This is a genomic window from Paenibacillus sp. AK121 (assembly GCF_019042715.1).
Classification (GTDB): domain Bacteria; phylum Bacillota; class Bacilli; order Paenibacillales; family Paenibacillaceae; genus Paenibacillus; species Paenibacillus polymyxa_C.
This window is the reverse complement of sequence record NZ_JAHPJM010000001.1, coordinates 351,768-366,690: the sequence shown is the minus strand read 5'-3', so window position 1 is coordinate 366,690 and position 14,923 is coordinate 351,768. Positions and strand designations below refer to the sequence as shown.

Sequence of the window (14,923 nt, the reverse complement as noted above, 5' to 3'; positions counted from 1 at the left end):
ATTAAAAATAATTATTCAGGCTGTATCATTCACCCTTGTGACTTCCATGTAAAATAGTCTGTCAGCACTCGGATAGCTACCTCGATGGCTTCCTCTGCAGGCTCCAGCTTAGCATGGTGCAAGCCATAAGGCGTATCCACGCCAAGCCAGAACATCAGGCCAGGAATTCGCTCCAGAAAATACCCGAAGTCCTCTCCGGTCATCGCTTCTCCGCATTCAACAAGCTGCACATCCTGCCGATTACTAACCCATTTCATGAATTCCTCAGTCACCTTGGCTTCATTGTATACTTGCAAATAATTGGAGCCGTAATGAATCTTCGCTTGGCATTCAAATCCAGCTTCCACACCACGCACCAGCGCCTCAATCCGCGATTTAACCAGCGTCATCGTATCGGCAGACAACGTTCGGATCGTACCTTCCAAACGGGCGGTTTCCGCGATAATATTCTGCTTCGTGCCTCCGCTAACCTTACCAACCGTAATGACCGCTGCATCCAGTGGATTCACATTACGGGCTACCACCGTCTGTAATTGTCCCACTAGCTGACAAGCAGCCACTACCATATCATTCGCCTTGTGTGGATACGCCGCATGCCCCCCCGTACCCTTGAGGTCGATGAAAAGCTCCGATGTATTGGCAAATAGGATGCCCGGGCGAGTGGCTATGGTGCCTACAGGATATTCTGGTGCAACATGCAATGCGACAATTTCATCCGGCATCCAGTCGGCCAGTTCCGTGCTGTCCCGCATAGGCAAGGCTCCACCAGGTCCTTCCTCAGCTGGTTGAAACAACACGACCAGATCATCCTTAATCGGATGGCTCGCAAAGTGAGTAACAATTCCCAATCCAATCGTCATATGTAAGTCGTGTCCGCAAGCATGCATGTAGCCGGGATGAGTCGAACGGAAATCGTAACCCGTCTCTTCCTCAATCGGTAAACCATCCATATCACAACGATATCCATAGCGGCGCTCAGGAGCCGTTCCATGAATAAGTACTAACACGCCCGTACGCCACGTACGAATGTCCAGCCGCTCCTGAGGGAGCGTTTCCAAGTAGTTCAGCAAGTATTGTTGTGTTTTATATTCCTCAAACCCTGGCTCGGGAATTTGATGCAGATCCCTTCGTATTTGAACAAAAGAACGATCATCGGCTGTGCTCATTTTGCTGCTACGCCTCCTTTTTATAGCTCATCAGCTCTTATCGGGCAAAAGAATAAAAGGACAAAAGCCCGGCGCAGCCGCCGAGCCTTGTCCGTTGTGCTTCGTCCCTATGTTATGCTGTCAGTGTATTATGCTCCTGACAAGGAATCGTTCACCTTTGGTACCTAAAAACGTTGCCTTCTTACAGAACGCGCAGTTCTTTCAAAATCTCAGTTTTGGATTTGGTCTTGTCATCGACCTGTTTGATTACACGTGCAGGTGTACCAGCTACTACGGAGTATGGAGGCACATCTTCAGTTACAACCGCTCCGGCTGCAACAACTGCACCTTTACCAATGCGTACGCCTTCCAGTACAACCGAGTTCGCACCGATCAATACTTCGTCTTCTACGATAACAGGCTGTGCGGACGGTGGCTCAATGACACCTGCAAGGACAACGCCTGCACCGATGTGGCACATGTTGCCAACTTTAACACGACCGCCCAGTACAGCATTCATATCAATCATGGTGCCTTCACCAATCGTAACGCCAATGTTAATCACTGCGCCCATCATAATGACGGCGTTGTTACCAATGCCCACCATATCGCGGATATAGGCGCCTGGCTCAATGCGTGCATTAATGCCTTTCAGATCCAACATTGGAACAGCAGAGTTACGGCGGTCATTTTCCACCACATAATCTTCTTCTTTCGCGTTTGCGCTATCCAGTACAGGCTTGATATCAGCCCAATCACCAAATACCACACCGCTGTCTCCAGAAATAAAAGCTTGAACATTCTCGCCAAAAGATGCGGAAGCCAAAGCCCCTTTTACATATACTTTAACAGGCGTCTTTTTCTTGCTGTTTTTAATCACGTTGATGACTTCTTGTGTATTCATTTCGATGGACATATTAAATCTAACAACTCCTTCATCGCTTCATACGACTTCGCAAGCCGGAATGATCTTATTCTCTCATCCTTTATAGCACAAAAGTGCAGGTCTCGCAATTACAGATTAGACCTTCGAATCGCTAATCCAGTACGTAAAACAACAAATCTCAGCAGTTTGACTGCCTTAAATTCATGATTATAAGCCAGCGACCACCTTAATTTTAAACAGGATTATTTATTAGCTTGCAGGCTCTCCAGCGATGTATAAATGAAGGATTCGAATCCTTCAGCAGGTTCACCATGTGGAATGTTCACTTTCACGCTGAAAGCGCCCGTAGTATTTTCCACAACAATATATTGTTGGGTGATCTTCGAACCGTTCGCTTGCAAGAACAGACGGCTGCTGGTCAGCGCTTGAGGCACGGCTGCTTTGTCCAGCTTTTGTACCTTGCCTATGGAAGCCAGGTCCTTCTCGCCATCTTTTTGAAGCTCATCTAAATTAAAGTTGGAGGGCAGCTTCGTAATTTCGGCGTAGTAGTTATCATCTACCGCTAAAGCGACACGGTTTTGATCGGGAAACAGGGACATCGGATCAAACACATACAACGAATAGCCCTCTCCCTTTGCCAAAGTTGCTGTCTGCTTTTCCTTTTTCCCTTCAAGGTTAAGCTCAAAAGTTTGAGTTTTCGCGCGATCCCCGCCTACTTGTTGACCAGAGCTTCCGTTTTGATTGCTATCTGTTGAAGCCTCTGTCTTTTGTATTTTCGTTAAAGTCAGTTGCTTCGCTGTCGCGTCGCCCTCTACTACTTTTTCGGTATATTCAAACGCTACTGGATCACCTTCTTTAAGCCCAGCTATTACCGTGTCTAGGCCTTCTCCTAGCTGGAAGGATTGGGCTTCGCCATTGGTTTCAATCTCTACCGTATGCGGGTCAGCAGCTCCGTTGTATACACCTGTGCCTTTTTTAACCTGCGGCTCAGCGACCGGATCCGGAGTGGCTTGCGGCTGTTGCGTTTGCGGTTGGTCTGCCCCTTGAGGTGCATTGTTATTGGTTTGCGGTTTCGTACCACAGGCTGATAGAGCCAGCACTGCCACGACAGTCAGTAGTATGATTGAAAATGTGTTATGTTTTTTCATAAAATCCACCTCCACGATGTTATACAAGCTTATGCAGCAAAAGTTCTATGCAGCATCTCACTTAAAATCCTTCCTCTCGCTCCCGTTGATTATATTCTCAGGATTTTGCAAAATCCTAATACCATGGGGATGCCAGGTACGGTATAATAGGCTACATTAAACCTCATTTTCGAGATACCGTTAGAAGGAATATGAACGTATTTCATTTCTTTCATACGGATGGAGCTGCCACATGAATCAAGCACACAAACCGTCGTTTTCCTTTGAATTATTGTACATCATAGGTATTATTGCTATTTCGTTCTCCTCGATCTTCGTCAGATGGTCTGAAGCCGAGGTGTCCGTCATCGCTATGTACCGTTTGTACTTGACCAATCTGCTGATGCTGCCATTGGTCTGGAAATATCGCACCGAGCTATTCAGCCTCACTCGCAAGCAGTGGACGCTGATCCTCTGGTCCGGTATCGCGCTAGGGCTGCATTTCTTGCTGTGGATGGGCTCGCTGCGACTGACCACCGTTGCAAGCTCTACTGTTATTATGACATTGGAACCGATCCTTGTCATGCTCGGTTCTTTTTTGTTTTTCCGGACAGGCACAAATCGCGCTATGCTCTTTGGAATGGGCATGGCCTTTGTCGGCTCACTGGCCATTGGCGCAGGGGATTTTCATGTCTCAGGACAAGCTCTGCTCGGAGATGCGCTGTCCTTCTTGGGTATGGTAGCCGTGTCCATCCATATGCTGATGGGCAAGCATCTACGCGAGCATTTGAGCGCTTTTGTCTATAATTTTTGGGTTTTTATCATCGCAGCCACATCGCTTGCGCTGTATAATGTGGTCAATGCCATACCTTTTACTGGATATGCCCCACGCGAATGGGGACTGTTCCTGCTGCTTGCCATTGTGCCTACACTGTTCGGACACTATCTGTTTAACTGGCTACTCAAATACATTAACGCCACCGCGGTGTCGATGGCGGTACTCGGTGAGCCCGTTATTTCCTCCCTGCTGGCTTGGGTGCTGCTCGGGGAAAGGCTGTCTACCTTACAATTTGGTGCAGGCTTTTTTATCCTGTTCGGGGTATGGGTTTTTATCCGATACGGAACAGATTTTAAAAAGCAAGTTGTCCATGAAAGTGAAATACCCGACAATGAGCGCTCCCTGAAGGCTAGCTCTTAGCTCATTACCCCATTTTCATAAACCATACTCAATGGATTAAATTTACTGTTAAAAAAAGGAAGGCGGAATCCTCTATGAAATCCATCGTATCTAAGCGCTGGCTGTTGGCCCGATTGTATGAACCCGACATAATCATTGCCGACTGCCGTTCCGTGCTCGGACAAGCCGGGGCTGGACGGACCGAATTTAATGAAGACCACATTCCTGGGGCGATTCACTTCGATTTGGAAGAAGACCTTACCGCTCCTCTAGGCGAGCATGGTGGTCGCCATCCACTACCTGATGTAGATACACTTGCTGCACGTCTGAGCCGTGCCGGGATCAATGCAGGTTCACGCATCGTCGCTTATGATGACCAAGGGGGGATGATGGCCTCCCGCTTCTGGTGGCTGCTGCGCTACCTTGGTCATGAGCAGGTATACGTACTGGAAGAAAGCTACAGCGCTTGGAAGGAAGCAAAATTCCCCGTTACGGCAGACCAGCCGATTCGCATTCCCTCGACCTTTGTGGCAAATATTCAGCCACAAATGCTCACAAGTATGAAAGAAGTACAACGTATATCCGAAGCTTCTGTTCCTGTTGGCTCCTATATCGGTTTTTCACCTATATTGATCGACTCCAGAGAACGACCGCGCTACCTGGGACTGGAAGAGCCTATAGATCAAGCAGCGGGGCATATCCCCGGTGCGGTGAATTTCTTCTGGAAAGAGGTCTTGGATGAAAAGGGGTCATTTAAAAACGCAGAGCAGTTAAAACAGCATTTCTCAGACCTTGATCAGAACGCTGAGATCATCGTATATTGCGGATCAGGCGTATCTGCCTGTCCAAATGTCCTGGCCTTGAATGAGGCAGGATTTAGTAATGTGAGACTCTATCCGGGGAGCTGGAGCGATTGGATCAGCTATGAGGAAAATCCGGTGGCGACTGGACAGGAATGATCCATTTTTAACAGATATACAGGTTCTAAAGACAAACACACTGCCTTAAGCGAATAGGCGCTTACGGCAGTGTGTTTACTTAATTTTGCAATAGGTCTCTGGGTTGATTTCCGAATATGGTTACCATTAACTTATCGTACTAATTAAAATATAGGGTTTAATTCCAGCCACTTTTGAAGCAGTTTAATATCTTCATCAACATTTTTGATGACAGCAGAGTCTCCCCAAGTATTTGGAAGATAAGAAATGTATAGAGTGCCAATATTAAATATTCTTCTGAAGGGAATAAAGATGGCAATAGAATCTACTTCACTTTGGCTCATAGCTCTAACCTTGTTATATCCATTTAAGAATTGATATTTTCGTTCTTCTCTCTTTTTTAATTTCGTTTCGTCACATCCCATGCCAAATGGGAAAGCATACATAGATATGTCATATGCTCTCCATCCATTTCCACAGAAATCAAAATCAAAAAGGATAGGATTGCTGTTAGCGTCAACTCGGATATTCCCACTATATATGTCGCCGTGACATATACCATATTGCGGTCTTTCAACAGTCAAACACTCTAGTTTATCGCTCACATTCTTTGCAACTTCCTCTAAAAAATGCAGGTCAAAATCATGAATGGTTGAGAACTGCCTTATAGCATCCATAGAATTATCTATAAATGAGTCAGCATCTAGATTCCATCGTTTTTTTCCAAGCTCACATTTGTCCCAAGCATTATGAATTGTAGCAATATAACTACCTAGTCTCTCGTTTAATTCAGCAGTTTCCTCAATTTGATTAAACTCATGTTTTCCAACAGACGTATATAGTACTCCATACCTTATCCCATTTGCAGTGTTAAACTGTGAAATAAATTTTCCATCATGTCTTGTAACTGGTGTAGTAATTTCAATGTCTGATAATTTTAGGTGATTGAGCAAATCTACCTCTGTTTGTATTTCTTCCATGCTTCTTATTCCTTTACGGTATACCTTAAAGAAATACTCTTTTTCGTCTGCATTAACTCTATATATGTCATGTATGCCTCTATAAAATAACCGGCATTTAAGTAAGGCATAAGAAAAATATTCTCTTGAAATGTACTCACGGAGTGCATCTGCAGATAGTACAGATATCTCCAACGGAAAAATATCCAAATGAATATCTCCCTTCAACATTATTCATTCGATGTACCCAGCTGCATATGATCCGGTATCAACTGACTCTATCAATCGTTTAATCCCTTTCCATTGAGAATGTCCTGCATACATTTTTCAATCCTTGATTCCCGAGTTTTAGATTGCTTGGGCGCAGAAAAATGCATAACGTATGCTCTTTGTCGTCCCGGCGTCAATGCAGCAAAAGCAGTTTTCAAGGCAGGATCTTCATCTAATTTAGCCTGAAATTCCTCAGGAAATATGAGTTCTGTATTCTTTTTGAAATCCACTTTCAAACCGGCTTTTTCCACTTCAATGGCTTCATTAATATAGTCCTTTAAGATGGCTTCCATCTCAACAATTCCTTCAACATTAGTGAACCGAATCTGGCGCCCCGCCTGCGTATCCTCCCCAGGTTTGATTAGAATACCATTGGGGTCATTTAACAAAGCACCTTTGAAAAACATAAGCGCACAGTGTTCTTTAAAGCCTTGTATTATAGCTATGTTACTATTCTGAAACATGTAACATGGTTTACCCCACTTCAATTCTTCAGTGAGCTGGCAGTCAAGCATGATCGCTCTCAACTTCTCCATTTCTGCCTTCCATTTTTTCACTTTATCTAAATATGCATCAACTTTAGGATTTATTTCCTCTCTGCTTGTCATGTTAGCTCTCCCCTTATTTGTTTTTGCTCATCCTGTTTATGTATATATATTTACAGAAAATCTATAGAATAGCCGTCACATTGCTATATTTATTATACGTTCACCTCATCCCATCTATAAATTACATAACCCAATTGACATATAACTAGCAATAAATAAACTACGTTTATGCATAGATATATTTTAATTTTTTTCTTGTATTTATCTAAATCTACTTCTTCGTTCACTTCTCTTTCTTTTATTTTCTCACTCCAACTCATTATTCTTGAGAATTCTACCGCACCCAATACTCCCCATAGCAATGTAAAGACTAGAAATATGGCATTTACATGAGACAATAATATACCCATCTCTACATCATCCATTGTTCTTATTGATTTAAAACAAATGTGCACCACTAGTGACAGACTAAATAATCCCAAGCCTATAACACTTACTATCGGTTTGTCTTGCATTCTCATTTTTTTATTCCCTTCGGTTCCAATTAAATATAACGATCTGTATTCATGATGTCCCAGCGCTTTAGGACTAATAGTCCGTCTGTTACTTGCGGCAGTTAAGCGGTTGATGTATCTGTTGAATTGCTTCCCCGCAATAGCTATCCAATACTTTGAACAACTACATATCTTAATTCATATTCTTGTTGTTTTTCTGTATATGTCAGACATTCTCTTATGGAACCCATTTCTAATATATTCAAATTATTAAAATGTTCTATTAAATTTTCTTCAGTAAAGAAGTGAGCATATTTCCCTTTCTTGTATTCATATGTTCCTTCCTCAACGTTCCTACCCACACCATTATTAAAATCGCTATCAGAAAAACACGTAAAATACATCACTCCCTGTTCCTTCAAATGCATCACACAATTCTGTATCAGTTTTTTTCGGTCTTCTAACAAAAATAAATGTAATAAATCATAACAATATATGCCGTCATACCTTTTGCTTGTACGAAACTCTAACACCGATTCTTGAATAAAATTCGTTTTTAAATCCCATTCTTTTGCTAGATTTATAGCTGAACTAGATATCTCAATTCCATCAACCTCAAAATAAGAAGAGAACATCTTGGTATTTCTCCCATACCCAGCACCAGGAACCAAAATATGATGTGCATTATTCTTTTTGAACAAATCTATAGCCTGCGTTACAGTTTGACTTTGTTCACAACCCCAAATCATTCCTTCTTCAGCAAACCTTTTGTTCCAATAATCTCTCATATTATTCACCTGCCTATATACTCACATAGCTCTTCTTTTAAGGTCATCAATCTGTCTTATATGATGTTGATCATGCCAGATAAAATCTTTTAAATATGATATTACAGTAAACTCCCCGTCAGCATATTCTTTAGTAAACTTGTCGTCTTCAAAGGTATATTATTTAATATCGGATTTATGGCTGCTTCAAAAAAATATTTATCCCACAGCAGTATATGACTTACGATATCGTGAACTGACCATTTATCTTCGGCAATCTTTATTTGCCAATCCATTTCACGAATCTCAGAAACAAAACATATCCATTCCTTGAACTCCTCTAGTAACTGCGACTTCTCATTCATGGTTTCAGACCCCTCTTTTCAGATTTGAGTTAGTTAGAATAATGTATTTGTATTCATGAACCCCAAAAGTGGGGTTTGCTAAAAATTTTTTTATGAATTCTATAATGATTACATCTTTCAGCATCTATTTTTATCTCTCCTACAAACTTAAAATTACTTTTTTGAATAACTTTATTGGATGCTGCATTCTCAAGTGATGCAATTGAATTGCGTTTATATATAAAGCTATCCTCCAATTAATAACATGGACCATTCGCCCAGAATGTCTTGTTATATTTTTGTATTCTTTTCTTATGTCAATTTCCATATCTACTGACAGCACATCAAGTCTATTTTCATCTACTTTATTTAAGGATATTTTCATGGTTTCTCCCTGAACTTGTTGTATGACCACCATATTTCACCTAACATTTCTGTATTCATGTCCCCCTCAGGGGTCGCTGTCTGCTCTGGCTTCTTTAAAATCTCTCTGGCAAACCAAGAGCTCTGCATGACCCAAAGCATGAATATTATGTTATATGATTGTTACCATCTTCATGAAATACCTACAGTCCTTAATTCAGCTTCCATTATTGCAAAGTATACATCCATGACAATTTAAATAGATATCATGTTTTTCGCATTTAGGATACCCTCTTGGAATTGTAGGGTTATCATCCCCCTCTTCAATCTCTGACCATTCTGTATAATTATTTATGTCAACATCTTCTTTATTGAATGCATTAATCATTAAGCCAAATTGATTCAAACAATTAACAACCCAATCTTGCCGTGGTTTATAGCTTAATTTCTCCCACCCTAAGCCATCTGCTGCGTTTGAAATAGTATCTAGTATAAAATCTTTCTCACTTTCAAAAGAGTCTATAGTCCAAGGCATTTCATCAATATCAAAACCAACTGTTCCTATTCCAACTACAGACTGGTCCCTTTGTGCTAGCCAAATAATTAATTCTTTTTCTCGATTCGTTTTAGCTAGTAGTGATCCACTAATAGCTAGAACTTCAATAAAGACTGATGTTAATCCATTTGACATACCTATGGGCTCAACTACATCATTTAATTGTTTTGGTAATGAAATGGTGTTCGCCATACTATCCTCCAACACTTTTCAACTTACAAAATCAGCCCTTTATGATCCTCGCCTTAGAGCTGTTTAAAATTCTCAATCAACTATCTATAAGCAATTCTCTTAATCATAGACAAAATTGCTTCGCATGAAAATGCCAACATTTATTTGTAATCATAATCCCTTAATGATAGTTCTTGAACAATTTTTCTACTGTCCTTTATTCTTAGAATTTGCTTCGGTTTATCATATATCCAACCAAGCTTTATACAATATTCAATTAATATGGATTTTATTAAAGGTCTATATAAGTTAGTCTAATAACATTCTTTCCAGTCGAAACAATACCTCATAAGGTTTCTCGTCAACAATGCAAATGAATTGATAATGTCTAACAATGATTGGGATTGCTTTTTTTCGAAATGCTTTCATCATTCACCTCAACATTACTTTATCGGCAATTATGTCTAATAGGGTTCTTGTGTTCCTGAACTCGAGAAGCTTAAAGAAGCGTAGCGACTGGCTAGCTTCGGTTCTTAGCCTCGCAGGATTGTCCACCTGACTTTCACTTTCAGAAAAACGATGTTATGTGATACCTCTAGTTCTTATTTAATATATTCTTCAATTCTTGTTTAATATTATTTGATCTCGTCTATTCTGGATTACTCTATTAAAAAATCTCTGTAGTATTTTAAAGTCAATGCCTTTTTTAGTTCTATATTGGAAGAAATACACCACATATATTAGCACTCTCTTCTTAAAATGCTTTTTACATTGATTTCCTCAACGTTAATTTTTGTTCAACTCCTTTGTCAATATTATTTCTAGAGGTTCATTCTCAAGCATTAAGCATCCAGCATCTCTATATCTAAGCTTCCTATAAAAATGTTGAGCTCCTTCATTCGATTGTGTTGAGGTCATAACCATTTCAAATCCTTTTTGTTTCATTAATTCTTCCCAATACTGGACAACTTTTTTACCAATACCTGTTCCTCTATACTCCTCATCTATCCATATCATATTCATAAATGGTGTGTTGTCCCAGAAAAATCCGTATCTCATCCAACCTATTTCTTGATTGTATTTTCTGATTATTAGGATTTCATTTTCTTTTATTTTGGGTCTTATCAGTGTCTTATGTATGTGCTTGTCTCTTAACGAGATATACTCATAATCTGATTCAATTGCAAAATCAATCTGCATTGTAAGTCCTCCCTTTCACACTTTTCATTGAATATCTTCTTGGTAACCCTTAGCACTGATGTATCATAACGTTTGTACATTACATAAGTTTATAAAGTCTTTTTAAAAATGTATAAGTCACCTTCTTCTCTAACCTTAGTAAACCCACAATTTGAATAAAAGTGATGATTCTTCACACTCCAGCTAGGAGTATCCAGCCACCATTCAGTGCTATCTGGAAATTCACTTTCAATTTTCTCCATCATCTTCGTTCCGATTCCTTGATTTTTAAAATTTGGATCAATAAAGATCCTTCCTAGATTATGCACTTGATTACATTCTACAAATATCATAGCTCCCCCGATTATTTCTCCATTAAAGAGTACCTTGAAGTATTCGCAATTTTGCATCATCTCTTCTTGCCAACTTATGGAGTCATATCCTATAGGCCCAACGGTTCCGTTAGTATTAAAATACTTTGATTCATCCTCAAAACTGGCCTTTTGTATTTCAGCAAGTTTTTGAGCATCATTTTTTCTAGCTTTTTCTAATGTCAGCACCCAACATACCTCCATTGTCTTTTTATTTTTTCCAGGGTTGTCTGTTGAAACGCCTCCTCGAACTCCATCCCAGCAGGTCAAGGCTTCGTGAGGATTCTTATGCTTGAATATTATGTTATCAGAAGTTACCGAACTTCTTCACTATGCATTCAAAATCAATCTGCAATTTTTTTATTAGCGAAATTTCTTATATGGTCTTTTTTCATTTTGTAGTTTGATTATTAGTCATATGCATCTCTTCGAATTATATTAATCCCATAATTGGCAAAGAGTATATTCATAAAATGACCTCAGATCTTTCGTGTTCTTTATACTATAGTTTTTAGTACTTTTGAGATCTAATTATTATGTTTTTAGTAATTCAAGAATTTCTGATAGCGTTTCTGTATTCATGAACCCAAAGGGTCTGTCTGCTGAAATCCCTCTTCGAAACCCAACTCGCAGACCGAGGCTCCATTAGAGATGCAACTTGAATTCGCTTCATTATGGGTGCCAGTCTCAAAAAAGCCTCAAATTTAGAGACTCAAATGGACGATGTTGGTTCGTTTCCCTCGACACCACAATTCAGCAATTTCCAAAATTGTTCAACTATGACCGATGCCGGATACGGCATCGAACGGGTAATCCACCATTCCAATACTCCCACTGCCGCTGAAATTAAAAATTGCACCGTAATGTCCCTGTTCATATCCTGATCGAGGTTGATCGAATCCAGATGCTCGCACAGACTTTGCCGGAACATTGTCTCTATTTGGTTTCGAAAAACCGTACTTCCCTTGTTCGTCAGCATTATAGAGTAGAATGAAGCATGCTGCTCCAAATATTCAAACGTACGCAGTAGTGCGGTTTTGGAAGGGAGATGAAAGAAGTTATCTTCAGACATACAATTGCGTAGTAACTCTTTAATTTGAGCTTCCATGCATTGATCGCGCAGATCGTACTTATCAGCGAAATGCAAATAAACCGTTCCGCGATTGATATTCGCTTCCTCCGCAATTTGATTGATCGTAATTCTCTCGAATTCCTTTTCTGACATCAGCCTCATAAAAGCATCAATAATGGCTTGCCTCGATTTTTGAATACGCCTGTCCATATCCTTCTCCCCTTTGTACCATCCGAAAAAATGAACATTTCGAAGTCCTCTGTTGAAAAATCAACAACCACGCTTGTTTTAACCATTGAACCCCACATACCGCTCTGATACATTCACTTTATAAAATTTATGTTGATGATTCAACATATGTTCAATTCTAGAGGAGCTGTAATCATGAAATCTATTGTTGTACAATCTTTTGAATGATTTAAATCATATTGAATTAGGAGGTTTAAAAATTGAAACTTACAGGAAACACGATTTTTATTACAGGCGGCGGTTCGGGAATTGGACGTGCGTTAGCAGAAGCTCTCCACAATCTTGGAAATAAAGTTATTATCTCCGGTCGACGTAAAGAGCGTCTGGAGGAGACGATTAAAGCGAATCCCGGCATGTCCGCAGTGGAATTGAATGTACAAGATCCTGCCAGCATAAAGGCGACCGCCAAGCAGTTAATCGAAGAATACCCGGATGTTAATGTCTTGATTAACAACGCCGGCATCATACAGTCCGATGACGCGGCGGGCGTGATCGATGAGGATGTTTTGATTTCGACTGTCACTACAAACTTGCTAGGTCCCATTCGGTTGACTTCTGCATTCATCGAGCATTTGAAGGCCAAAGAAGAAGCGGTTGTCATCAACACGACTTCGATACTTGGATTTGTACCATTAGCGACAACTGCTATATACTCCGCGACGAAGGCAGCACTTCATACCTATACGCTGTCCCAAAGGTACATGCTTAAAGACACATCGGTAAAAGTAATAGAAATTGTGCCCCCATGGGTTCAAAGCAACAACGTTGAACCGCGTGCGATGCCACTTGATTCATTCATTGATGCAACAATAAAGATACTTGGCAAGGATACAGACGAAGTTCTGGTGGAAGAAGCGAAAATGTTTCGAAATAACCCTGGCCCGAACGAAGGTGTTTTTGTGACCCAGCTTAACGATACGATGAATTCTGAACCTCCAAAGATCCATTGATCCATCTGTAATTCAATTCTCAAAAATTTAGGCGAACATGAGGTAAACACTCAGTTCCGTCTACTTCATGTTCATTTTTATTGCAACTTGCTCGTGAAGTAAGAAAAAACGCCAAGCAGTCCCACCCATGTTTACCTCTTAAATAATTTTGTTGATTTCACATAATGTTGGGTATTCCCGAAGTTCAAGCAGCCCTTTGTTAGGTGATGTCGGGGACATCCTCGATTTATATTTTCATGATCTTACTTCATTTAAAAATCTTGTTATTATCGGTAGGTCAGGAGGACTTATTTGATTGGGTATCTTGTTTAAATCAAAAAATTGTACATCTTGTACTTCATTTCCATCACCTCTAATTATTCCACTGTATTCTTTACATATATAAGCTGCAACTACGTTATATACTTCATCTCCATGAGGATATCGATAGTAAAGTTCCGGGCCTGAAAATATATCAAGTAATTCTAACTCTTCAGCTTCTAAGCCTACCTCTTCAAAAAGTTCCCGGCTTGCAACCTCCTTCATACTCTCACCAGGCTCCATTGAACCTCCTGGTAATCCCCATAGACCATTATCAGTTCTTTGTTGCAATAGTAATCGTCCCACATCATCTATGAGTATCACACATGCTCCTGCCATAATTATAGGTCGGGTACCTACTAACTCTCTTAATTCTTTTATGTAATTCAATATCTTCACGCCCCTTTGAGATCCTTCAACAGACCAAGGCTCCGTTAGGAGCCACTGCTTGAATTTAACGTTATATGATAATTGTGAATCTCTGATTAAGTCACAAAAATAAGTTTATAGAGTCTTTTTAAAAATATATAAGTTACCTTCTTCTCTAACCTTAGTAAACCCACACTTTGAATAGAAGTGATGATTCTTCATACTCCAGCTAGGAGTATCCAGCCACCATTCAGTGCTGTCTGGAAATTTACTTTCAATTTTCTCCATCACCTTTGTTCCGATTCCTTGATTTTTAAAATTGGGATCAATAAAGATCCTTTCTAGATTATGCACTTGATTACATTCTACAAATATCATAGCCCCCTATTATTTCTCCATTAAAGAGTACCTTGAAATATTCGCAATTTTGCATCATGTCTTCTTGCCAACTTAAGTCATATTCTATTGGCTCAACGGTTTCATTATTATTAAAATGCTTTGATTCATCCTCAAAACTGGCCTTTTGTATTTCAGCAAGTTTTTGTGCATCATTTTTTCTAGTTTTCTCTAGCTTTTCCTAATGTCAGCACCAAACATACCTCCATTTTTTTTCTTGCACGGGTTTCGTCTAACGATCTTGTATTCACGAATCCTCAACACCTTAAAGGAGAAGAGCGACTGGCTGCGA

Annotated in this window: 16 protein-coding genes and 1 pseudogene; 3 read left to right on the top strand and 14 right to left on the bottom strand. The window is 40.2% G+C overall.

Annotated elements, in window-relative coordinates; translation table 11 throughout:
- Positions 1–29: 29 nt before the first annotated feature.
- The 3 genes from KSP24_RS01645 to KSP24_RS01635 all read right to left on the bottom strand — a co-directional run bounded on the left by KSP24_RS01645 (position 30) and on the right by KSP24_RS01635 (position 3,179).
- On the bottom strand, positions 30–1,166 hold the full coding sequence (locus KSP24_RS01645; RefSeq protein WP_216974314.1) for an N-acetyldiaminopimelate deacetylase: 1,137 nt from the start codon (positions 1,164–1,166) through the stop codon (positions 30–32).
- A gap of 181 nt (positions 1,167–1,347) precedes the next feature.
- The gene (gene dapD / locus KSP24_RS01640) at positions 1,348–2,061 is read right to left on the bottom strand and encodes a 2,3,4,5-tetrahydropyridine-2,6-dicarboxylate N-acetyltransferase (protein ID WP_013372273.1); all 714 of its coding nucleotides are present in this window, start codon (positions 2,059–2,061) and stop codon (positions 1,348–1,350) included.
- Positions 2,062–2,273: 212 nt separating this feature from the next.
- On the bottom strand, positions 2,274–3,179 hold the full coding sequence (locus KSP24_RS01635) for a hypothetical protein (protein ID WP_216974313.1): 906 nt from the start codon (positions 3,177–3,179) through the stop codon (positions 2,274–2,276).
- Positions 3,180–3,411: 232 nt separating this feature from the next.
- Between KSP24_RS01635 and KSP24_RS01630 the strand changes: the two genes are divergently transcribed.
- The gene (locus tag KSP24_RS01630; RefSeq protein ID WP_216974312.1) at positions 3,412–4,356 is read left to right on the top strand and encodes a DMT family transporter; all 945 of its coding nucleotides are present in this window, start codon (positions 3,412–3,414) and stop codon (positions 4,354–4,356) included.
- A 74-nt stretch (positions 4,357–4,430) separates the two neighbouring features.
- Positions 4,431–5,294: a sulfurtransferase gene (locus KSP24_RS01625; protein ID WP_216974311.1), complete on the top strand. Its 864-nt coding sequence runs from the start codon at positions 4,431–4,433 to the stop codon at positions 5,292–5,294.
- A gap of 143 nt (positions 5,295–5,437) precedes the next feature.
- On the opposite strand, the gene KSP24_RS01620 is transcribed toward KSP24_RS01625, so the two are convergent.
- The 9 genes from KSP24_RS01620 to KSP24_RS01580 all read right to left on the bottom strand — a co-directional run bounded on the left by KSP24_RS01620 (position 5,438) and on the right by KSP24_RS01580 (position 12,577).
- The gene (locus KSP24_RS01620) at positions 5,438–6,442 is read right to left on the bottom strand and encodes a phosphotransferase enzyme family protein (RefSeq protein ID WP_216974310.1); all 1,005 of its coding nucleotides are present in this window, start codon (positions 6,440–6,442) and stop codon (positions 5,438–5,440) included.
- A 71-nt stretch (positions 6,443–6,513) separates the two neighbouring features.
- Positions 6,514–7,110, bottom strand: a complete 597-nt coding sequence (locus tag KSP24_RS01615) for a YdeI/OmpD-associated family protein (protein ID WP_216974309.1) — start codon at positions 7,108–7,110, stop codon at positions 6,514–6,516.
- 92 nt (positions 7,111–7,202) lie between these two features.
- Complete coding sequence (locus tag KSP24_RS01610) at positions 7,203–7,571, bottom strand: hypothetical protein (protein ID WP_216974308.1); 369 nt, start codon at positions 7,569–7,571, stop codon at positions 7,203–7,205.
- A gap of 137 nt (positions 7,572–7,708) precedes the next feature.
- Positions 7,709–8,332, bottom strand: coding sequence for a class I SAM-dependent methyltransferase (locus KSP24_RS01605; protein ID WP_216974307.1), 624 nt, complete (start codon positions 8,330–8,332; stop codon positions 7,709–7,711).
- Between the two features lie 101 nt (positions 8,333–8,433).
- Positions 8,434–8,676, bottom strand: coding sequence for a hypothetical protein (locus KSP24_RS01600; protein WP_254207544.1), 243 nt, complete (start codon positions 8,674–8,676; stop codon positions 8,434–8,436).
- A 559-nt stretch (positions 8,677–9,235) separates the two neighbouring features.
- Positions 9,236–9,766 (bottom strand): hypothetical protein, encoded by a 531-nt coding sequence (locus tag KSP24_RS01595; RefSeq protein WP_058829959.1) that lies wholly within the window; start codon positions 9,764–9,766, stop codon positions 9,236–9,238.
- Between the two features lie 765 nt (positions 9,767–10,531).
- Positions 10,532–10,945: a GNAT family N-acetyltransferase gene (locus KSP24_RS01590; RefSeq protein ID WP_216974306.1), complete on the bottom strand. Its 414-nt coding sequence runs from the start codon at positions 10,943–10,945 to the stop codon at positions 10,532–10,534.
- An 89-nt stretch (positions 10,946–11,034) separates the two neighbouring features.
- The gene (locus KSP24_RS01585; protein ID WP_216974305.1) at positions 11,035–11,484 is read right to left on the bottom strand and encodes a GNAT family N-acetyltransferase; all 450 of its coding nucleotides are present in this window, start codon (positions 11,482–11,484) and stop codon (positions 11,035–11,037) included.
- Positions 11,485–12,007: 523 nt separating this feature from the next.
- Positions 12,008–12,577 carry a TetR/AcrR family transcriptional regulator gene (locus KSP24_RS01580; RefSeq protein WP_064962036.1) on the bottom strand — a complete coding sequence of 190 codons (570 nt, stop codon included), beginning with the start codon at positions 12,575–12,577 and terminating at the stop codon, positions 12,008–12,010.
- Between the two features lie 239 nt (positions 12,578–12,816).
- On the opposite strand from KSP24_RS01580, the gene KSP24_RS01575 reads away from it, so the two are divergent.
- Entirely contained in the window at positions 12,817–13,566 is a 750-nt protein-coding gene (locus KSP24_RS01575) for an SDR family oxidoreductase (protein WP_064962035.1), read from the top strand.
- Between the two features lie 234 nt (positions 13,567–13,800).
- Here the strand turns inward: KSP24_RS01575 and KSP24_RS01570 are convergent, their stop codons facing one another.
- The gene (locus KSP24_RS01570; protein WP_064962034.1) at positions 13,801–14,256 is read right to left on the bottom strand and encodes an NUDIX hydrolase; all 456 of its coding nucleotides are present in this window, start codon (positions 14,254–14,256) and stop codon (positions 13,801–13,803) included.
- Positions 14,257–14,370: 114 nt separating this feature from the next.
- A pseudogene (locus tag KSP24_RS25540) lies at positions 14,371–14,764 on the bottom strand (GNAT family N-acetyltransferase).
- Positions 14,765–14,923: the final 159 nt, after the last annotated feature.